At 33.3% G+C, this 955-nt stretch carries 1 protein-coding gene; it reads right to left on the reverse strand.

The annotated features are described in order from the left end of the window. Positions 1-262: 262 nt before the first annotated feature. The coding region (locus tag E1176_RS20215) for a DUF5712 family protein (RefSeq protein ID WP_185152502.1) at positions 263-955 on the reverse strand (693 nt) is incomplete at its 5' end.

Here is a 955-nt window from a genome sequence, read left to right on the forward strand (position 1 = left end):
CTCATCACCTACCTAGCTTTAAACTGATAGATAACAAATACTACAGTAGTAGATTGAATAAAGGATTTGCATCCTTATCAGACTCATTAATTTACAGATCGAATGCTGACTTTTGGATATATGGTCACAGCCATTCTAATTCTGGGATGAGATTTTATGGTCAGACGAAACTAGTTACTAATCCTTTGGGCTATGTTCACCTAGGGGAGAATAAACAATTTGATCACTCAAAGCTATTAATTTTGGATTAATTCCGTAGCATTTAAATTTCTGGTTCATTCATATTTTTATCCTTTCTCCTCTTATACTCTGCATCAGTGATTCCGCTGTAAGAAGTAGCATTTAAGATGCTACCAAGAATTTTGAAAGTGTTGTTTTTTGCAAGGTTTGCCATGGTTATTTTTTCTTTGAGGGATTTGCCATTTTTCATCGTGTTTTGATACTGAAAAGTATGAACTGTTCTTCTTCTATATCCAAACATTTGATCAAATATATCTTCTGAAGTTTGCCTGAGATTGTTTCTATCAAAGCCGCTTTTGATCACTCCATTACTGCCTTTTCTATGATTAGATAAAGGAGATAGTTTTAGCTTTTGGGATTTGTCTTTTCTGCTGACGATTACGTGAACATGCCAATTCAAACCAGGTCTTACATTTTTTGTTTTCTTGTCAACACGATTCTCTTCGATCTTAGCATAATACACCAAATCATTCCCATTTAAATCTTTACCAAAATTTTTCGCATACGCATCCATCAATTTTCTTGTGTAGTCCATTAAGGCCTTTTCGCTACATGAGATATGGTTTAATTCCATTTTAGATGGACTAATAATTACTTGATAAAATTTGGTTTCCTTTTTTGTTAGTTTTTTCTTATTGCTATCAATATCATCTATTACTCTTTCCGCAGGAACCTCATCTATCTCATGGCTAAAGAAATATCGTTTATCTTCAAG

Origin of the sequence: Fulvivirga aurantia (assembly GCF_009711475.1) — a bacterium.
Taxonomy (GTDB): Bacteria; Bacteroidota; Bacteroidia; order Cytophagales; family Cyclobacteriaceae; genus Fulvivirga; species Fulvivirga aurantia.